This window comes from Fontimonas sp. SYSU GA230001, from assembly GCF_040066175.1.
GTDB lineage: Bacteria > Pseudomonadota > Gammaproteobacteria > Nevskiales > Nevskiaceae > Solimonas.
This window is the reverse complement of the sequence record NZ_JBEAAM010000011.1, coordinates 23,214-40,542: the sequence shown is the minus strand read 5'-3', so window position 1 is coordinate 40,542 and position 17,329 is coordinate 23,214. Positions and strand designations below refer to the sequence as shown.

Sequence of the window (17,329 nt, the reverse complement as noted above, 5' to 3'; positions counted from 1 at the left end):
CGCACAAACACTGGATGCCCGCTTTCGCGGGCATGACGGGGACAGTGGAGGCCTTGTCTGAGATCGCCGCGTCAACGGCTGCGGAACAGCCGTTCACGGCGGTAGTCGCGGATCGCCTCGTCGTAGTCGGCGAGCCGGCGGAAGCGTTGCGGGTCGATCGACTGCGGCGGCACGTCGTGGAGCGCCGGCGGACGATCGACGTCCGAGGCGGTCTCGCCCTGCCAGGGCGCGAGATACAGGCCGACGGCGGCCTCGCGCTCGCCGACGATGGTCGTGCCTTCGGCATCCGCGGCGGGCGCCGTGCCGGCCACGGGCAACGCGGCGGCGAGCAGCGCCAGTGCAAGAACCTGGCGGGTCATGGCGTTGCCCCGCTGTGCGCGGTCTCGATGCCGTGCCGCGCTTCCAGTTCGCGGATCCAGGCTTCGACGATCAGATCGGGCCCGCCGGCCGCGCGGTAGCCGCGGTAGGCGGCGATCGCGTCCTGCGGCCGGCGCAGGTAGAGCTCGTAGAGGATGCCGAGGTTGAGCTGCGCATCGGCATAGCCGGGCTGCACGGCGAGTGCGCGCCGGTAGGCCTGCTCGGCACGCGCGTAGTCGCCGCTCTCGCGGTACAGCACGCCGAGCCAGTTGAGCGCCACCGCGTTGCCGGGATTGGCCTCGACGGCACTCGCGAAGGACCGCAGCGCGGCGTCGCGGTCGCGGGCCTGCGCGTGCAGTATCCCGAGGTTGGTCAGCGCACCGGACAGCGCCGGGAAATCCCGCGCGAGCGCGGCGAAGGCTTGCACCGCGTCCTCGGGCTGCTGCGCCTGCATCAGCGCCAGCGCCGCCTTGAAACGGCGGTCGGCATCGGCCGGGATCGCGGCCCGTGCGGCGGCCGCTGGCGGCGGCAGGGCGGGCGCGGCGGCACGCAGCGCTGCCGAGGAGCGCGGTGCCGGCGCGCCGACGCACGCAGCCAGCACGGACGCCAGCAGTAGCGCGGCCCCGGCGCGCACGCCGCGCAGGTCAGCCGGGGATGTCATAGCGGGTCTCCCGTCGTTCATGCTTGCCGTAGCGGGCCGGCGCCAGTTCGGTCAGCGCCGCGGCGCTGCGCTGCACCCATTCGTTCCACACGCCCTGCGCGATGCGGCCGAGGTTGGCCTCGTGGGCCCTGATCGCGCTTTCCTCGAAGGGATACGCCTGCTCTTCGAGCAGCAGCGCGTACTGTTCGCGTTCCAGTTCGCTGGCCAGCCGCGGACGCGGCACATCGAGCAACGCACAGCCCAGGTCCCGGTACAGCGTGGCGATCTCCCAGGTCGCGGCGCTCGTGGTCTCGGCAAAGCCGTAATCCGCGGCCGCGTCGAGCGCGGCCAGCGCAGCCTGCATCGCCGCCACGCGCCGCGGCAGGCTGCGCTCGAGCGGCAGCGCCAGCGCGATGTGAGCGGCGTTCTCCGCTTCGATGCGGCCCAGGCGCAGCTGTGCGCTCGCGGCCCGCGCCCGCGCCGCGTCGATGTTCAAGCTGCGCGCCACGGCGACGATCTCGCGCAGCCAGCGCTGCTCGCGGACCGGGTCGCCGGCAGTCAGCTCGGCCAGCCGCACGCGCGCGTCGAGCGCGGCGTCGGACGGCGCGGGATAGTCGCGCACGTACTGTTCGTAGGCCCGCTCCGCCTGCGCCCACAGCCGCGCGCGGTCATAGCGCTGCGCTGCGCGCCAGGCCGCGGCACGGCGCGCGTCCGCGTCCTCGCCGGGGCGCGAGGCGATGCGTGCATAGGTCGCCGCGGCAGCGGCGGGCTGGTCCTGCTCGTCGTAGGCGACGGCGAGCTTGCGGTCCACGGCGGCGATCAGGGCGTGGTCCGGGAAGCGCGCCCGGAACGCCTCCAGCACCGGCGTCGCCGCCGCCCAGTCGCGCAGACCGATCAGCGCGGCGGCGGCATCGTAGTCGGCGGCCGCGCGGATGGCGGACTGCGGCGCGACGGCGCCCACGCGCAGGAACTGCCGTGCCGCGCCCTGCGCGTCGCCGGCGGTGCGCAGCACCTCGCCCTGGCGGTAGATCGATGCGGCGAGCCGTTCGACGACCGGGGTCTGCGCGCCGGAACCGTCCGCCGGCATCAGCGCGAGCAGCGCGGCATAGGCCTGTTCGGCCGGTGCGTACTCGGCGCGCGCGTAGTGCGCATCGGCGAGCACCGACAGCGCGATGCGCCGATCCGCCGGCGCCGGCTGCGCGTCGAGCGCGCGCTGCGCGACCTCGATCGCGCGCGGCGCCTCACCGAGGTCGAGCAGATCCGCGGCGCTGGCGGCGAGCACCGCGCCGCGCTGCGGATGCCGCGGAAAGCGCTCGGCCAGGCGCAGGCCGGCGTCGATGCGCGCGCGCCGCGCCGGTTCCGTATCGCCGAGGCGGCGGTAGGCGAGCACGGCGGCGTGCGCGGCGTCTGCGTCCGGCGTGTTCTCGTCGTAGGCGACGGCCTCGAACTCACGCGCCGCGTCGGCGACGCGGCCGCCGTCGAGCAGGGCCTCCGCGTAGAGCAGATGCGTGGCCGCGCGCTGCGGATCGTCCGGATACAGCGCGAGCCGGCGCGCGTACCAGTGCGCGGCGCGCAGGTAGTCGCCGATGCTGCCTTCGGCGCCGCGCTGCGCGCGCGCATGGTGAAAGCGCGCGAGCGTGTCGAGGTGCATGCGCACCGTCTCGACGACGCCGGCATCCGGCGTGCGGCCGTTCCAGTAGGCTGCATCAGCGGCGTAGCGCTCGACGTAATCCTGCTGCGCCGCGCGCGCGAGGTCCGCGAAGCCGCCCGCGCGCCAGGCTTCGATGATGTGCGCCTGGAACGGCGGCGCCAGCGCGTGCCGTGGATGGCGCGCGATGAACGCGGCCCAGGTCTGGGCCGCATCGCTGTAGCGCTGACGCGCCATCATCTGCTCCGCCAGCGCCGCGTGCAGCAGCGCATCGAGGCGCTGCGGACTGTCCGGCTGCGCGAGCTGCTCGGCGATGGCGCCGCCGCCGCCGAGCGCCGCGAAGGACAGGCCGGCGATGCGCAGGCTCTCGCTGGCGATGTCGGCGCTTGCCGCGGGCACGCGGGCGAGCGCGGCAGCCGGATCGGCCAGCTCACCGCGCGGCAGCGCGCGATCGAGAATCGTCAGCAGCACCGGCAGCGCCTGCGCGTACTGGTGCTGCTGGAACAGCGCCCAGGCGTACTTGTACTGCGCGGGTTCGGCATAGCGGCTCGCGGCGCCGCGCTCGAGGACGGCACGGTATTCCTGTGCGGCGGCGGCGTAGTCGCGCTGCTGGAACAACAGCTCGGCGGCGCGGAAGCGCGCTTCGACGCTGCGCACCGAGTCCGCGTGACGCTCGCCGAGCATGCGCAGCGAAGCCGTGGCCTGCGCCTCGTCGCCCTGCAGCTGCTGCGCGCGCGCCAGCTGGTAGAGCACGCGGTCGCTCGCGGCGTAACCGGGATGGTCGGCGAGGATACGACGGTAATGCGCGATGGCGATCTCGACGTCGCCGTCCTCGCCGTCGCCCGCTTCGGCGCGCTGCAGGCGCAGGTCCGCGGCGCGGCGCAGCGCTTCGGCGTGCAGGCGCGGATCGCCGTCCAGATCGATCATCGCCTCGTACTGCCCGATGGCGACGCGCGGGTCGGCGGTGACGACCGTCGCGCCTTCGACGCGCAGCGTGCTCGGCGACGGCGCGAGCAGCTGGCGCATGATCCAGCTGCGACCGGCATCCTCCTGGCGCGCGATGTCGCCGACCGTGGTCGGTGGCGTGCGGGCCAGTGGATTCCTCGGGCCCATCGACTCGCAGCCGGACAGCACCAGGACCGGCACGAGCAGCAGACGTAGCGACTTCATGGCGCGGCTCCGGCCAGCTGCTGAGCGGCACGCGGTACAGGGTCGTGCAGTCGCGCAAGGGCGAAGCGCGCTTCCGCCAGGTAGCCACGCGTGATCTTCGCGCGCGCCTGCAAAGCGGCGCTCGCCGCTTCGACCACTCGCGCATCGGCCGCATCGAGCGCCGCCTTGACATGTCGGGCGACGAGTTCGACGCGCGTGCGCAGGTCCTGCGAATCCGCAACCGTCGCCAGTGCCTGCGCGTCCTGCGCGAGCAGGTCGCGCTGGAAGCGCAGCGGCCGGCGCGCTTCCAGCGCATCGACGACCGCCGCATCGCCAGCGAGGATGCGCACGTAGGCGGTGGCGTCGTCGTAGGGCAGGTCGGCGAGCCAGCGGCGCCAGCCGTCGGCAGTCTGCGCATCGACCAGCGCGAGCAGACGGCCGTCGCGTGCCTGCGCCAGCGCGTCGTCGAGCCGCGCGCCGGTCTGCTGCAGGCGTTCGATCGACCGCAGATAGTGGCGCTGCGCCTGTTCCTGCGCACCCAGGTGCTGCAGCGCGTAGGCGACGACGAGCATGCCTTCCTGGACGACTGGATCGAAGGGATCGCCGCCGCTGAGCTCGTTCCACGGCACCAGCGCCACACGCAGATCGCGCTCGCGCTCGCCGGCAGCGACCGCAGCGTTGTAGCGGAACGGCATGCGCCGCCGCAGCGCCGGCGTGTCGGCCGCGTCCAGCGGCCACGCCATGCCCGTCGCCGCCGCGCCGGCCGGATCGTCATCGCCGGTCGTGCGCGCTTGCGGCAGCAGCCGGGACCATCCCAGTGCCAGCAGCGCGGCATTGCCATACGGACCCGGGCTGCGCACGCGGCGCAAGGCTTCGGCCGCCTCGGCATTGCGGCGTTCACGCAACAGCTGATGACCGAGCGTGAGATTCGCGAGGTCGCGCACGCGCAGCGCGTCCGCGTCCGGTGCCTCGCCGCCGGCGATCTGTGTCAGCGCGGCGATGCCGGTATCGCGCCGTCCCTCGCGCAGCATCGTCACGGCCTCGTTGTAGCGCACGATCGCGGCGGCGCCCGACACGTCCGGCGACGGCAGGCCCGACGGCGCATCCGCGACCGCTGCGACCCAGGCCTCCCGGGCATCGATGGCGTAGCGCGCGGCCCGTCGCACCTGCGCGGCATCGGGCGGTTGCGACTGCGCGAGGTTGAGCAGCGCCCGGTCGCGCCAACCGCCCGTGTGCGCCAGCGTCAGCTGTAGCGACAGGGCTTGCGCGCCCATCTCGAACGCCTGGTCGAGACGCAGCTCGACGCGCGGCGTCAGCGGTCCTGCATCGGCACGACGGGCGATGAACTGTGCACGCAAGCGGTGCACTCCGGGTGCCAGCGCGCCGGCGTGCAGACGGTGCAGGCCGCCGCGCTGCAGGGCCGCCGACTCGAAGCTGCTGTACTCGTAGTCGAACGGCGGCTGCTCGTCGATCTGCACCTGCACACGTCGCAGCAGCAGCGGACCGGCCGCAGCACCGACGTAGATCTGTACATCTTCCGTCAACGTCAGCGCGGCGACCTCCTCGTGCAGCGCCCGCACCTCCGCGGACAGATCCGCGTACGCGACGCCGGGCACCGCCATTGCCAGGGCGACGGCGGCGGCGATCAGCAATCCATCGGTGCAGCGCATCTCCATCTCGGTGCGTTTGTCGCAAAAAAATCCACTCGCGCGCGGCCAGCGCGGGAGTGGACGTCTTCATCCGTGCGGAACCCTCGTTGGCTCCATCGAAGGAATCGCAACCATCGTGCCAGTGAGGGACGCCGCAGGACGCCTGCATGGCATGCGGCTTGCTGCCACTTGCCAGCGGACCAAAGCCGGTCTGCACGGATGAAGACGTCCACCCCGTTCGTTGTGGCGGCGGTGGACTTTTTGCCTGCGGTCCAGGAGCCAGAAAGATGAACGAACGACGTCACCCTTCGCGCGCCCTTGCGCTGACCCTGATGGCCATGACGGCGTGTGCGACGATGCACGCCGCGCCGGCCACGGCGGCAGCGCCCGATCACGCCGACGTGCGCATCGCCAACTACCAGTTCTCGCCGCAGACCGTGCACATCGCCGCCGGCGGCAGCGTGAGCTGGACCAATGGCGACAAGCGTGCACATGTCGTCCACTTCGACAACGGCGGCGACAGCCCGTCGATCGCACAGGGCGGCAGCTACCAGCGCCGCTTCGAGAAGCCCGGCGAATACCCCTATGTCTGCGCCATCCACGGCGCGTCGATGCAGGGCGTCGTCGTCGTCGAATAGCAGCGTTCCCCCGCGCCCTTCCGACGCACCTTTCGGTCGGCGGGGTCCGCGCGGCTCAGATCCACCAGCTCCAGGTCTGCGGGTCTGCGCTCAGGTGCAGCAGCGCCAATGCGGCGATGCCCAGCGACCAGCCGCCGAGCACCAGGCACGCGGCGCGCCCGAACTGGCGTCGGTCGATTCGCTCCCAGCCGCGCAGGCACAGTGCGAAGCCGCCGAGCAGGCAGACGAGCGCGATCAGCGCGCGGCGCAGCAGCGGCGGCCCGTCCGCCGCATGCGCCAGCTCCGGCAGCAGCACGCAGCACACGGCCATGAGCAGCGCGGCATGGTGCAGACCGCCCCCGCGCTTCATGCGCGCGCCACCGGACGGCCCGCCGGGCGACGGTTGCTGCGGATGCGCCACCACATCCAGATGCCGCTGATCGACAGGCCGATCGCGGCCAGACCGACGAAGTTGACGATCCAGGCGCCAAGGCCACCGAACAGGCGGCCACTGTGCGCATCGACCAGCACATGTTCGAGCGAGACGCTCGGCCGTGCATACGGCAGCAGCTGCTCGCGCTGCGCTTCGGCCAGCGTCTCGACCGCGGACCAGCGCACCTGCTGCGGATCGACCGGAGTCCAGCTGTCGCCGCCGTCGCGGCTCTGGAAGGCGTCGAGATCCTGCACCGCGACGGCGCCGTCGGCGGTCCGGCCGATGCGGCGCACGTTCGCCACGGGCAGGATCGGCGCGCGCAGCTCGTCGTAGCGCGCACCATCCGTCGTGAGCAGCACGACGCTGCTCGCGGTGGCGACGAACAACAGCGGACGCGCGGCGCTGCCGCCGGCGACCAGGCCCAGCGGCGCGTCGATGCGTTCGGCCAGCGGCTGTGCGTCGAGCAGCGTGTGATCGGCGGTGACGGCGAGCCAGTGACCGTCGGCGGCGAATCCGCTGCGCGGCGCCTCAGGGTGCAGGCCGTACAGCCACATGACCGGCGCCCAGTCGATGCGCACGGTGTCGTAGCCCCAGTCCGCGCTCTGGTTGATCAGAATGCCGCTGAAGCCGAGCCAGCCCATGAACGCAAACGCGAACAGGCCCAGGCGCTTGTGCCATTCGCGCAGCGTCGCCAGCACATTGCGCTTGGGCCGCGCGACCGGGTGCGCGCGCGGCGCGTGCGAGGCGTCGGCCCTGCGCAGCAGGCGTGCGCGCAGGCCGCGGCGCGGCGCGGCGTCGGGCGCGAGCGTGGACGTGGTCACCGGTACGGTCTGCAGTTCAGTGGTCATGGTTGCCCCGCGAACGAGTCGAACAGCAGCGCGGTGCGTGCCATGCGCTGCATCAGTTTCACCGAGTAGGTCGCGCCGGAGATGTTGTCGACGCTGCGGTCGAGTCCGGCGCCGTTGGCGCGCGCGCCGAGCAACTGATGCAGGAACGACAGCTCGCCGACCTGCTCGCCGCGTGACTCCTTGTAGAACAGCACGCGCGCGGTCTGGATCGCGCCGTCCTTGACGACGAAGCCCGAGATCGTCGGCTGGTAGCCCTCCTTGCCGATGTCCTCGAAGATCCACGCGGTGCGGCCGTCGGCGCCGCGCCAGTAGCGCAGGCGCGCCTGCGGAAAGCGGCGGCCGTAGATCGGTGCGAGCTGCGCCTGCTTTGCTTCGTCGATATCGAGACTCTGCGCCGGCGGCAGCGTGTTGCCGAAGGCTTCGGCGAGAAAGGCCTCGCGCGTGATGAAAGTCTTGCAGATGACCGGCGGGCATTCCTCGGCATGTGCCGACATCGCCGCGGCGCACAGTCCAAGTGCCAGCAGCAGGGCCGCGCGATGCATCGTGGTGTTTCTCATGTCGTGGTCGTGGCTGTGGTGTGTTCGGCTCGGACAACTGGAAAAAGTCCCTGCGCACGACGCGCAGGGACCCCCGACCGTGTGCTGCCGTCAGCGCGTGACGATGACGGCGGTGAAGGGCGCGAGCGCATTGATCAGCTGGTTGCAGGCGTAGTAGCTGATGTTGTTGCGCTCGCAGGCGTTGTAGGCGGCTTCGACGACGGCGTTGAACTGCGCCATCGTGATGCCCAGGTCGGCGTGCGCCGCGGCCATGCTCGCGCCCTGGTATTCGACCGCACCACCCAGCACCAGCTGCTCGAGCTGCGTGTTGAGCATGATCTGGCGTTCGACGTTGCCGAACTCCTTGAAGATCCAGTTGATGCGGTTGTCGAGCATGATGTAGTAGAAGAGGCTCTCGACCCAGTTGTGCACGCCGGCCGCGCCGCCGAACGCCGCGAGCGCGGAACTGCTGATGCCGAGGATCGGCCTGGTCTTCTGCTCGCCGGCCTGCGCACCGTGGGCGCACGCCAGCATCAGGGTCGCGGCAAGCGCTGCGGATTTGATGACTTTCATGACTGTCTCCCGTTGATCTCGCGCATCAGAACGTCAGGTGCGTCGAGAAGTAGAAGCCGTTGTTGTCCGGCGACACGGCGATGTTGCCGAGCATCAGGTAGGCGATGACGAAGGAAATCTTCTTGTTCGGCGCGTAGGCGAAGAAGATGTCCCACCAGTCGCTTTCCTCCTTCTGCGTCAGCGCGCTCTGCGTGCCGCCGCCCAGGATCGCGGTCAGCGCCGACAGGTCGATGTCGCCGACGTTGACGCTGCGGCCGTCGAGGTTGTCGCCGTGCTGCTGGTACTCGAAGCCGATCGCGGTGTTCTTGGCCACCAGGTGCGCGACCGAGGCTTCGAGACGCACTTTCTTCTTGCTCTGGCAGTTGCCGCTGTCGTCGCAGGAGCCGAAGCCGGTCAGGCCGATCTCGTTGGCCGCGGTGTAGCGCGCCGTCAGGTTGACCAGCGTGCTGTAGCGGAAGAACACCTTGGTCGCGGCGACGTAGGCTTCCCAGTCCTTGGACTTGGCCGCGCCCAGCGTGTGCATCAGCTCTTCGCTGCTGTTCTTCTTCCACAGTCCGCCGATCGCCACCTGCGGCACCCAGCTGTCCGAGGTATAGACCGCATCGCCGAGCACGCGCAGCTTGGCGCCGAGCACGTCCATCTTGATCGTCGAGTTCCACGGGTCGGTGCCGATGTCCAGGCCCGCCGCTTCGGCTGCCAGCGCCACCGTGTCGAGGTTCGACAGGTTCAGCGACAGGTCGTGCTGGGCGTACGACAGCTCGAAGCGGTCGAAGAAGCCGACTGCACCGCCGATCACCGTCAGCTGCAGCGCCGGCAGGTTCGCGTAGGTGAAGCCGACACCGCCGTTGATGCCGTCGCGCGTCTCGTAGCCGCTGATCGTCGCCCACGGCACCGCGCCGCCGCCGCCCGCGCCGTCCACGGTGAATACGCCGCCGGTCAGGAAGACCTTGCCGTCGTCGTAACCACCCGCCCATGTGCTGGTGCTGCACAGCGCAGTGGCCAGCGCGGCGGCGATCGCCGCCGCTTGGCGCTTGCGTCCCATGATGTTTTGCATTGCCCCAACTCCGTTGAAGTGAGTACCGCCCGAGTCGCAGCTCGAAGTGCGCCCAAAAAAAAACGCCCACCGATCGGCACGCTGGCCAATGAGTGGACGTCGACATCCCCTGCTGTCGGGCTTCTTTACCCGACCGTATGTGCAGCGAAGCAGGCTCTACCGCGCTGCGTGCCCTATACCCAGCAAACGCTATGCCAGGATGCGGCAGTGCAGCATCGATGGGCCGGATGACTCCTTAGATAGAGCGCGGCGACCTGCGGGGGCGCCTTCGGGCGCGATTCGTCGCGTACGGTGCGCGTTCCATGGTGCGGAATGGACGATCCACGACGGCGCGCCGCGTCCGCGTTGGTGCACGTGTGCGCTACTCGTCTCCGGCCACCGCCAGCACCGCGCGCGCGACATCGCCGAGCTTGAGTTTCTGGTCCATCGCCAGGCGCCGCAGGCGTTCGTAGGCCTGGTTCTCGCTGAGCCCGGAGCGCCGCATCAGCACCTGCTTGGCGCGATCGATGTCGTCGCGGTCGGTGAGCCTGGCCCTGGCGTCGTCGAGTTCGCGCTTGAGCGCCTGGTGCTGCTCGAACTGCGCGATCGCGACTTCGATCAGTGACTTCAGACGCGACGCAGACAGGCCGTCGACGACGTAGGCGCTGACGCCGGCATGGATCGCGCGGCGGATCATCTCGGCGTCGCCGTTGTCGGAGAACAGCACGATCGGCCGCGGCCGCTCGCGGCTGATCTGGCCGAGCGATTCGAGCGTGTCGCGCCCCGGCGCCTCGGTGTCGATCAGCACGACATCGGGCAGGTACTGCTCGATGCCGCGCAGCAGATCGTCGGTGCCGCCCAGATGGAGGACGACCTCGTGGCCGGCGTCGGTCAGCGCGGTCTGCAGACGCTGCAGGCGGCAGCGGTCGTCATCGACCAGCATCACGCGCACGCGTGGCTCCTTCCTGCCGTGCCGACTCATCGTTGCCGCGCCCGCCACACCGTCACGCCCGCCACGTCGATCCCGCGCTTATCGTACATCGCGCGCACGCCGCACCGACGACGCGCTGCAGCGCGCCGCCGGTGCATGCGCCTTCAGAACGCGTAGTCGAGCTGGACCCACAACTTGTCGGTGTCGACGCCGAAATCGTCGGCGCTGTAGCGCGCGTACTTGACCAGTCCGCCGAGCTTGCCGACCAGCTTCATGCCCGCCGACAGGTCGATTTCGCTGCCGTAGTCGTCGAGCGTCGGCGTCGTCTCGTCGGCGCTGAACTGGTGGTAGGCTGCAGCGAGCTTGACCGGGCCGGCGCTGCCGCTGGCCGACACATAGAGATCGCGCACGCCGGTCGGCGGCGTGGTCAGGAACACGTCGGCCCAGCCCTGGAACGCGTGCTTGGTCGCCAGCGGCGTCTGCAGGCCGAACGCGCCGCCGTCGCTGCCGAGCACTTCGTAGCCGACGGTCACCGTCACCGGCTTGAAGCCGACGCCCAGTTCGGCGAGCAGGTAGTCGGCGTCGAAGTCCGCGGCCGCGGTCTCGGCCTTCTGGCGCGCGTACTCGGCGGCGTAGATCAGCTTCACCGCGTCGGTGATTGGCGCACTGCCGGCGGCGCGCAGGCCGTAGGTGTCGAAGTCGGTTGCCGCCGCAGCCATGTAGTCGAGCAGGTAGGCATAGCCGGTCAGCGTCAGCTGTGGCAGCAGCGCCCAGCCCAGGTTGAGCAGGTGGCCATCGAGATCGACGTTGGTGCCGGTGATCGTGTTGACGTTGGACAGGTACGCGTACTGGCCGGTCAGCGCCGGGATGCCCGTGTACTTGAGGAAGACACCGTCGAAGGTCTGCTCGTTCTGGCGCCAGCCGACGTTGCCGACCCAGCGCGCATTGTCGAGGATCAGCTTGCTGCGACCGAGCGTCGCCGCGAGGCCGGGCACGCCGTTGTAGCGCAGGCCGTACTGATTGACTTCCGCCCCTTCGGGATCGGCGACGACCGAATAGCCGGCATTCTCCGGCGCATAGTCATCGACCAGTGCGGAGACGTTCTCCATCTCGACGAAGGCGGTCAGGGCGTTCCACGCGCGCGTGCTGTAGCCCAGACGCGTGCGCAGCGTCAGTGCGTCGGCGTCGTCGAGCGCGTTGTCCTGCTCGACGCGCTCGTAGCGCAGGCGCAGATCGAGCTGGGTGATTCCGCCGGCGAGGGCGGCGGCGAGGCTGTCGGCCGACTCGTCCGCCCACGCGGGGCCCGCCATCAGACCCCAGCCGGCAGCGGCGATCGCCAGCGCTGTGGCGGACAGGTTTGCACTCTTATGCATGAACATGGTCACTCCTGATACCTCGGGCGGCTCGCCCGGAAACGTGGGATGGACGGCTGAAGGACCCGGCCGCGGCACACTGCTGCGGGAAGCGCCATTGTCGTGCACGCACAAGAAAAGCGCCCCCGAACGCACTGCGTTCGGACGGACGCCTTTGTCCTGTCGATCGGTATGACTCGCGCGCTCCGTCATTGGAGGCGGCCGGACGGGCGACCGCTGCGCGATGTCCACGGCTTTCGAGCAAGGGGCGTGCCAAGAGTGGCTCCCGGCGGCACAGCTTTTGCGAAACCAGTGTCATGCGTTTGCCTCCTGCACCATCGTGGTTCCTATGCGTGTGATGCTGGTTGACGATGACCACCATCGGGTGGTGCTGCTGCGTCAGGCGCTGCTCGATGGCGGCCATGAGGTCGTCGCGCAGCTGGCGACCTCGGACGACCTGCTCACCGCGGTCACGCATCACCAGCCCGACGTGGTGCTGATCGATGTCGATGCGCCGACGCGCGACACGCTCGAATCGCTCGGCCAGATCGCGCGCGACCGGCCGCGGCCGATCGTGCTGTTCGCTGCGCACAGCGACGCCGAGACGGCGCGCCGCGCGATGCGCGCCGGCGTCAGCGCCTACGTCGTCGATGGCATGGCGCCATCGCGGCTCAAGGCGGTGATCGACGTCGCGATCGCGCGCTTCAACGAGCACCAGGCGCTGCGCCGTGAACTGGAAGAAACCAAGATGCGGCTCGCCGACCGTCGCGACGTGGACCGCGCCAAGGGCATGCTGATGCAGCGTCGCCAGCTGTCGGAAACGCAGGCCTACGAGCAGCTGCGCAAGATGGCGATGGACCGCAACCTCAAGATCGGCGATGCCGCGCGCTCGCTGCTCGCCGCCGCCGAGCTGTTATAGAAGGACGCACAATGAGCGGGAAACCGGAGAAGACGCGGCTGCAGCTGGGCATCATCCCGCTGGTCGATGCGGCGCCGCTGATCGTCGCGCGGGACAAGGGGTACTTCGCTGCGCACGGACTGGACGTGGATGTGCGCGTCGAGGCCTCGTGGGCCAGCATCCGCGACAAGCTCGTCGCCGGCGTGCTCGACGGCGCGCAGATGCTCGCACCGATGCCGCTCGCGGCGACGCTGGGCATCGACGGCATCGGCGTGCCGATGGTCACGGCATTGGCGCTGAGCCTCAACGGCAACTCGATCGCGGTGTCCGAATCGCTGTACCGCGAGCTGCACCTTGAACGCCGCGAGCCGGTCGGCGCCGGACGCGCGCTCAAGGCGCTGCTCGCGCGCGACCGCGCCGTCGGCCGGCGGCCGCGCGTGTTCGCGCACGTGTTCCCGTACTCGACGCATCACTACCTGCTGCGCTACTGGCTCGCCGCCAGCGGCATCGACCCGGACCGCGACCTGCGCCTCGAAGTGATCCCGCCGCCGCTGATGGTCCAGCACATGGGCGACGGCCGCATCGACGGCTTCTGCGTCGGCGCGCCCTGGGGCGCGGCGGCGGAGGCGGCCGGCGTCGGCTACCGCATCGTCAACACCTACCAGATCTGGAACAACGGCCCGGAGAAGGTCTTCGGCGTGACCCGCGCGTGGGCACAGAAGCATCCGCGCACGCATCGCGCGGTCGTCAGTGCGCTGCTCGACGCCTGCCGCTGGCTCGACGCGCCCGAACATCGCGCCGAAGGCGCGCAGCTGCTGATCGACAGCGGCACGGTCAACGCGCCGCCGGCGACGATCCGCACCGCGCTGGAAGTGCCGTGGGCCGGCGACAGCTTCTTCGGCACCGGCCTGGTGTTCCACCGGCACGCGGCGAACTTTCCGTGGGTGTCGCAGGCGATGTGGTTCATCGAGCAGATGCGGCGCTGGGGCCAGATCGGCGACGGCATCGACGCGGCGGAGGTGGCCGCGCAGGTCTATCAGCCACAGCTGTACCGCGAGGCGGCGGCGGCGCTGGACGTGCCCTGCCCGTTGGCGGACTGCAAGACCGAGGGCGGGCACGCCGGCGTCTGGGGGCTGCACACGCCCGAAGGCCTGCTGACCATGGGCGCCGACGCCTTCCTCGACGGCGCCGTGTACAGCGCCGACGGCTGCCGGTCCGAAGCCGGAGCCTGCTGAGGTACGCCCGCGCTTGGCACGGCGCGTGCGTTGGTAACTGCCACAGGGCGCGGGCTCCAACGACGGAGCGCTCGCGCAGGGACAACGAGGCCCGTCTCCAGGCTCTGGAGCCGGGCTTCTTTCGTTTGGCGAACGCACCGATATGGACCCCGCACAGATCGAACTGGTGAGAGACACCTGGGCGCGGCTGCTGCCGATCCGCGCCGACGTCGCAGAACTGTTCTACAGCAAGCTGTTCGAGCTGGAACCGCAGCTGCAGCCGCTGTTCCGCAGCAACATGGCCGCACAGGGCGATCGGCTGATCGCGATGCTCGATATCGCCGTGCGCGGACTCGATCATCCGCAGGTACTGGCGCCGGCGTTCCGCGACCTGGGCCAGCGCCACGTGCGCTACGGCGTGACGCAGGCGCACTACGGCATGGTCGCGGTCGTGCTGCTGTGGACGCTCGAACAGAGTCTCGGCGCCGCCTTCACCGCCGACGTGCGCCGCGCGTGGACCGAGGCCTATGCGGTGATCACGTCGATCATGCGGCCGGGCTGACTTCGCGCGGCGACGCACCACGGCCGTGCGCCGTCGCGCCGCGCTGGCGCACGGGGCAGACCTTTGCGTCGCTGCGGCGTGTGGCTCGTGCCTCGCAGGCGTTGGCACGCCGCTTGCAATTCTTCTCCGGACACGGCGGTGAGCCGGCCAATGGCGGCCGGCAGTGCAGCGCGTCTCGCGTGCACGGCATCGCCCGGATCGAGGACAACGGCGTCCATGTGACGGTCATCCGACCGGGGCATGGGCGCATTTTTTTGCTTGGGGACAATGCAATGACCGCACAGGATGTCTTGAGTCTCACCCGCCGCCGGCTGCTGCGCAGCACCGGCGCACTGCTCGCCGGACTGGGGCTGGCCTTCGCCGGTCAGGCCGCCGCCGCCAAGCTGGAGAAGGAGGAGCTGAAGTTCGGCTTCATCAAGCTCACCGACATGGTTCCGCTGGCGATCGCCTACGAGAAGGGCTTTTTCGAAGATGAAGGCCTGTTCGTCACGCTTGAGGCGCAGGCGAACTGGAAGGTGCTGCTCGACCGCGTGATTTCCGGCGAGCTCGACGGCGCACACATGCTGTCCGGCCAGCCACTCGGCGCGACGATCGGCTTCGGCACCAAGGCCGACGTCATCACCGCATTCACGATGGATCTCAACGGTAACGCGATCACGATGTCGAACGCGGTGTGGGCCGAGATGAAGAAGAACCTGCCGATGAAGGACGGCAAACCGGTGCACCCGATCTCGGCCGCCGCGCTCAAGCCGGTCGTCGAGAGCTACAAGAAGCAGGGCAAGCCGTTCAATGTCGGCGTCGTGTTTCCGGTGGCGACGCATAACTACGAGATGCGTTACTGGCTCGCCGCAGGCGGCCTGCATCCCGGCTACTACGCGCCGGCCAAGGGCGACGTCACCGGCCAGCTCAACGCCGACGTGTTGATCTCGGTGACGCCGCCGCCGCAGATGCCGGCAACGATGGAGGCCGGCACCATCTACGGCTACTGCGTCGGCGAGCCGTGGAACCAGCAGGCGGTGTTCAAGGGCATCGGCGCGCCGGTAATCACCGATTACGACATCCGCAACAACATCTCGGAGAAGGTGTTCGGCGTAACGCAGAAGTGGGCAGACGAGAATCCGAACACGCACATCGCCGTCGTCAAGGCGCTGATCCGCGCCGGCCACTGGCTCGACGCCAACAACAACGCCAACCGCAAGGAGGCGGCGAAGATCATCTCCAAGCCGCAGTACGTCGGCGCCGATTACGAGGTCATCGCCAACAGCATGACCGGCGTGTTCGAGTACGAGAAGGGCGACGTGCGGCCGGCAGCGGACTTCAACGTCTTCTTCCGCTACCACGCGACCTACCCGTACACGTCCGACGCCGTCTGGTACCTGACGCAGATGCGTCGCTGGGGCCAGATCGCCGAGGCCAAACCGGACAGCTGGTACATCGAAACCGCGAAGAAGGTGTTCCGCGCCGACATCTACCGCAAGGCGGCCGAGGCGCTGATCGCCGAGGGCAAGATGAAGAAGGCCGATTTCCCCGACTTCGCCACCGAGACCGGCTTCCGTCCGGCCGAGCACACGACGTTCATCGACGGCGTCGAGTACGACGGCCGTCAGCCCAACGCCTATCTGTCGAAGTTCGCGATCGGCCTGAAGGGCAGCGAGACCGTGAAGTGACCCTCCTCCACGCGATACACCGTCATTCCCGCAAAGCTTGTCCCCGAGTGCTTCAATCGGGGAGCGGGAATCCAGCCGGCGCGCAGCGCCGTTCCGAAGGGCGGTTCTGGATGCCCGCCTGAGCGGGCATGGCGGCGCAGCTCTGAACACGGAGATGTCCATGCTCATCCAAACCGTCAACGTCCTCAACAAGACCGGTCTGACTTGGTTCGTGCCGATCGTGCGGCTCGCCGCCGGCGAGGACCCGCGCGAGCAGCTGCGCGAGATCCTGCGCGTGATCGGCGTGCCGCTGCTCGCCTTCGCGGTGTTCCTCGGCCTGTGGGCGGGCCTGGCCAGTGGCGTGCAGACCAGCCTCGGCGCGCTGCCGGGGCCGGCGCAGGTGCTGGACGCCGCCGGCCAGCTGCTCGACGAGCACCACGCAGAACGTGAGAAGGCAGCGGCCTTCTACGAGCGCCAGGCCAGGCGCAACGCCGAAACGCTGGCACAGGACCCGAAGGCCGAGGTGCGCATCCGGCCGTGGACCGGAAAGCCGACGTATCTCGACCAGATCGGCACCAGCCTGCGCACGGTGTTCATGGGCTTCGTGCTGGCGACGATCGTCGCCGTGCCGCTGGGCATCGTCTGCGGCCTGTCGCCGACCGTGCAGACCGCGCTCAACCCGATCATCCAGCTGTTCAAGCCGGTGTCGCCGCTGGCCTGGCTGCCGATCGTCACGCTGGTGGTCAGCGCGGTCTACGTCAGCGCCGAGCCGATGTTCCAGAAGTCCTTCCTGATCTCCGCGATCACGGTGACGCTGTGCTCGCTGTGGCCGACGCTGATCAACACCGCCGTCGGCGTCGCGTCGGTGGACAAGGATCTGATCAACGTCGCCAAGGTGCTGCAGCTGTCGTGGTTTGCCAAGGTGCGCAAGATCGTGCTGCCGTCCTCGCTCAAGCTGATCTTCACCGGCCTGCGCCTGTCGCTGGGCGTGGGCTGGATGGTGCTGATCGCCTCGGAGATGCTGGCGCAGAACCCGGGACTCGGAAAGTTCGTCTGGGATGAATTCCAGAACGGCTCCAGCCAGTCGCTGGCGCGCATCATGGTCGCGGTGTTCACGATCGGCTTCATCGGCTTTTTGCTCGACCGCCTGATGGCGACGCTGCAGCAGCTGGTCAGCTTCGGCGAGCAGGTGCACTGATGAGTGCGGTCATGAAAACACCTGTAGGAGCGGCCCACGGCCGCG

The 17,329-nt window shown here is 69.7% G+C and carries 17 protein-coding genes; 6 read left to right on the top strand and 11 right to left on the bottom strand.

Translation table 11 applies throughout. The features are described 5' to 3' along the window. Positions 1-71: 71 nt before the first annotated feature. From AAG565_RS07055 to AAG565_RS07040, 4 genes are read right to left on the bottom strand one after another with little or no spacing between them, the layout of a single operon-like run. Positions 72-359, bottom strand: coding sequence for a hypothetical protein (locus tag AAG565_RS07055; RefSeq protein WP_348818861.1), 288 nt, complete (start codon positions 357-359; stop codon positions 72-74). Beyond that, positions 356-1,018, bottom strand: a complete 663-nt coding sequence (locus AAG565_RS07050; RefSeq protein WP_348818860.1) for a tetratricopeptide repeat protein — start codon at positions 1,016-1,018, stop codon at positions 356-358. Before AAG565_RS07050 ends, AAG565_RS07055 begins: the two co-directional genes overlap by 4 nt. Continuing rightward, the gene (locus tag AAG565_RS07045; RefSeq protein ID WP_348818859.1) at positions 1,002-3,815 is read right to left on the bottom strand and encodes a tetratricopeptide repeat protein; all 2,814 of its coding nucleotides are present in this window, start codon (positions 3,813-3,815) and stop codon (positions 1,002-1,004) included. Before AAG565_RS07045 ends, AAG565_RS07050 begins: the two co-directional genes overlap by 17 nt. Further along, positions 3,812-5,464, bottom strand: a complete 1,653-nt coding sequence (locus tag AAG565_RS07040; RefSeq protein WP_348818858.1) for a hypothetical protein — start codon at positions 5,462-5,464, stop codon at positions 3,812-3,814. The genes AAG565_RS07045 and AAG565_RS07040 overlap by 4 nt, the downstream gene beginning before the upstream one ends. A gap of 266 nt (positions 5,465-5,730) precedes the next feature. Here AAG565_RS07040 and AAG565_RS07035 point away from each other — a divergent pair, with 266 nt between their 5' ends. Further along, positions 5,731-6,081: a cupredoxin domain-containing protein gene (locus AAG565_RS07035; protein WP_348818857.1), complete on the top strand. Its 351-nt coding sequence runs from the start codon at positions 5,731-5,733 to the stop codon at positions 6,079-6,081. 55 nt (positions 6,082-6,136) lie between these two features. Here the strand turns inward: AAG565_RS07035 and AAG565_RS07030 are convergent, their stop codons facing one another. The 7 genes from AAG565_RS07030 to AAG565_RS07000 form a co-directional block, all read right to left on the bottom strand. After that, positions 6,137-6,430 (bottom strand): hypothetical protein, encoded by a 294-nt coding sequence (locus AAG565_RS07030; protein WP_348818856.1) that lies wholly within the window; start codon positions 6,428-6,430, stop codon positions 6,137-6,139. Further along, the gene (locus AAG565_RS07025; RefSeq protein WP_348818855.1) at positions 6,427-7,341 is read right to left on the bottom strand and encodes a PepSY-associated TM helix domain-containing protein; all 915 of its coding nucleotides are present in this window, start codon (positions 7,339-7,341) and stop codon (positions 6,427-6,429) included. Before AAG565_RS07025 ends, AAG565_RS07030 begins: the two co-directional genes overlap by 4 nt. Beyond that, positions 7,338-7,898, bottom strand: a complete 561-nt coding sequence (locus AAG565_RS07020) for an FMN-binding protein (RefSeq protein ID WP_348818854.1) — start codon at positions 7,896-7,898, stop codon at positions 7,338-7,340. The genes AAG565_RS07025 and AAG565_RS07020 overlap by 4 nt, the downstream gene beginning before the upstream one ends. A gap of 90 nt (positions 7,899-7,988) precedes the next feature. Beyond that, complete coding sequence (locus tag AAG565_RS07015) at positions 7,989-8,450, bottom strand: group 1 truncated hemoglobin (RefSeq protein ID WP_348818853.1); 462 nt, start codon at positions 8,448-8,450, stop codon at positions 7,989-7,991. Between the two features lie 25 nt (positions 8,451-8,475). Beyond that, positions 8,476-9,504 (bottom strand): DUF3034 family protein, encoded by a 1,029-nt coding sequence (locus AAG565_RS07010; protein ID WP_348818852.1) that lies wholly within the window; start codon positions 9,502-9,504, stop codon positions 8,476-8,478. A gap of 361 nt (positions 9,505-9,865) precedes the next feature. Further along, the gene (locus AAG565_RS07005; RefSeq protein WP_348818935.1) at positions 9,866-10,426 is read right to left on the bottom strand and encodes an ANTAR domain-containing protein; all 561 of its coding nucleotides are present in this window, start codon (positions 10,424-10,426) and stop codon (positions 9,866-9,868) included. A gap of 152 nt (positions 10,427-10,578) precedes the next feature. Then, positions 10,579-11,793, bottom strand: a complete 1,215-nt coding sequence (locus tag AAG565_RS07000) for a hypothetical protein (protein ID WP_348818851.1) — start codon at positions 11,791-11,793, stop codon at positions 10,579-10,581. Positions 11,794-12,124: 331 nt separating this feature from the next. Between AAG565_RS07000 and AAG565_RS06995 the strand changes: the two genes are divergently transcribed. The 5 genes from AAG565_RS06995 to AAG565_RS06975 all read left to right on the top strand — a co-directional run bounded on the left by AAG565_RS06995 (position 12,125) and on the right by AAG565_RS06975 (position 17,284). Beyond that, positions 12,125-12,685, top strand: coding sequence for an ANTAR domain-containing protein (locus AAG565_RS06995; RefSeq protein ID WP_348818850.1), 561 nt, complete (start codon positions 12,125-12,127; stop codon positions 12,683-12,685). An 11-nt stretch (positions 12,686-12,696) separates the two neighbouring features. Beyond that, on the top strand, positions 12,697-13,899 hold the full coding sequence (locus AAG565_RS06990; protein ID WP_348818849.1) for a CmpA/NrtA family ABC transporter substrate-binding protein: 1,203 nt from the start codon (positions 12,697-12,699) through the stop codon (positions 13,897-13,899). A gap of 142 nt (positions 13,900-14,041) precedes the next feature. Next, a complete protein-coding gene (locus tag AAG565_RS06985) occupies positions 14,042-14,440 on the top strand; it encodes a globin family protein (RefSeq protein WP_348818848.1) in 399 nt (132 codons plus the stop codon). Between the two features lie 272 nt (positions 14,441-14,712). Then, positions 14,713-16,107, top strand: coding sequence for a CmpA/NrtA family ABC transporter substrate-binding protein (locus AAG565_RS06980; RefSeq protein ID WP_348818847.1), 1,395 nt, complete (start codon positions 14,713-14,715; stop codon positions 16,105-16,107). A gap of 160 nt (positions 16,108-16,267) precedes the next feature. Continuing rightward, the gene (locus AAG565_RS06975; protein ID WP_348818846.1) at positions 16,268-17,284 is read left to right on the top strand and encodes an ABC transporter permease; all 1,017 of its coding nucleotides are present in this window, start codon (positions 16,268-16,270) and stop codon (positions 17,282-17,284) included. Positions 17,285-17,329: the final 45 nt, after the last annotated feature.

Bases quoted from the DNA above. Each gene is read 5' to 3' on its own strand.
- AAG565_RS07055 (WP_348818861.1), bottom strand. From the start codon at position 359: ATGACCCGCCAGGTTCTTGCACTGGCGCTGCTCGCCGCCGCGTTGCCC.
- AAG565_RS07050 (WP_348818860.1), bottom strand. From the start codon at position 1,018: ATGACATCCCCGGCTGACCTGCGCGGCGTGCGCGCCGGGGCCGCGCTA.
- AAG565_RS07045 (WP_348818859.1), bottom strand. From the start codon at position 3,815: ATGAAGTCGCTACGTCTGCTGCTCGTGCCGGTCCTGGTGCTGTCCGGC.
- AAG565_RS07040 (WP_348818858.1), bottom strand. From the start codon at position 5,464: ATGCGCTGCACCGATGGATTGCTGATCGCCGCCGCCGTCGCCCTGGCA.
- AAG565_RS07035 (WP_348818857.1), top strand. From the start codon at position 5,731: ATGAACGAACGACGTCACCCTTCGCGCGCCCTTGCGCTGACCCTGATG.
- AAG565_RS07030 (WP_348818856.1), bottom strand. From the start codon at position 6,430: ATGAAGCGCGGGGGCGGTCTGCACCATGCCGCGCTGCTCATGGCCGTG.
- AAG565_RS07025 (WP_348818855.1), bottom strand. From the start codon at position 7,341: ATGACCACTGAACTGCAGACCGTACCGGTGACCACGTCCACGCTCGCG.
- AAG565_RS07020 (WP_348818854.1), bottom strand. From the start codon at position 7,898: ATGAGAAACACCACGATGCATCGCGCGGCCCTGCTGCTGGCACTTGGA.
- AAG565_RS07015 (WP_348818853.1), bottom strand. From the start codon at position 8,450: ATGAAAGTCATCAAATCCGCAGCGCTTGCCGCGACCCTGATGCTGGCG.
- AAG565_RS07010 (WP_348818852.1), bottom strand. From the start codon at position 9,504: ATGCAAAACATCATGGGACGCAAGCGCCAAGCGGCGGCGATCGCCGCC.
- AAG565_RS07005 (WP_348818935.1), bottom strand. From the start codon at position 10,426: ATGCTGGTCGATGACGACCGCTGCCGCCTGCAGCGTCTGCAGACCGCG.
- AAG565_RS07000 (WP_348818851.1), bottom strand. From the start codon at position 11,793: ATGTTCATGCATAAGAGTGCAAACCTGTCCGCCACAGCGCTGGCGATC.
- AAG565_RS06995 (WP_348818850.1), top strand. From the start codon at position 12,125: ATGCTGGTTGACGATGACCACCATCGGGTGGTGCTGCTGCGTCAGGCG.
- AAG565_RS06990 (WP_348818849.1), top strand. From the start codon at position 12,697: ATGAGCGGGAAACCGGAGAAGACGCGGCTGCAGCTGGGCATCATCCCG.
- AAG565_RS06985 (WP_348818848.1), top strand. From the start codon at position 14,042: ATGGACCCCGCACAGATCGAACTGGTGAGAGACACCTGGGCGCGGCTG.
- AAG565_RS06980 (WP_348818847.1), top strand. From the start codon at position 14,713: ATGACCGCACAGGATGTCTTGAGTCTCACCCGCCGCCGGCTGCTGCGC.
- AAG565_RS06975 (WP_348818846.1), top strand. From the start codon at position 16,268: ATGCTCATCCAAACCGTCAACGTCCTCAACAAGACCGGTCTGACTTGG.